The 385-nt window shown below is 56.6% G+C and carries 1 pseudogene; it reads right to left on the reverse strand.

What is annotated here, in order from left to right:
- Positions 1-88: 88 nt before the first annotated feature.
- Positions 89-385 (reverse strand): annotated as a pseudogene (locus J8I34_RS34470) (hypothetical protein); the annotation flags it as partial.

Below are 385 nucleotides of genomic sequence, written 5' to 3' on the forward strand. Positions count from 1 at the left end.
TCGAGCTTCGCAGCAGGACGGCTGGCGTCACGGCGCCGGGTGCGCGACGCATGCGCCACTGTAGCTCGGTAAGAGTGACGCTCCTATGTCAAGCGCCGCGGCTCGAATCGGTCAGATCGGCCAAGATGAGGGGGTACAACTCCCTGACGATATAGCGCTTGAGGCAGCGATGAATCTCTTTCTTGGACATGCCTTCCTTCGTTCGGCGTTCGACGTATGACCGTGTCCTGGGATCACTGCGCATTCGCACCATGGCGATAGTCCACAAGGGATTATTTGCTGAACGATCTCCGCCCCTGTTCAAGCGAGGTTCTGTCGCAGTAACGGTACGGAAGTAGAATTTGCGGTCGTGAAACTTGAAGGCCAGAAAATGATTCAACCAGCG

Source organism: Cupriavidus phytohabitans (genome assembly GCF_017815025.1).
Lineage (GTDB): Bacteria > Pseudomonadota > Gammaproteobacteria > Burkholderiales > Burkholderiaceae > Cupriavidus.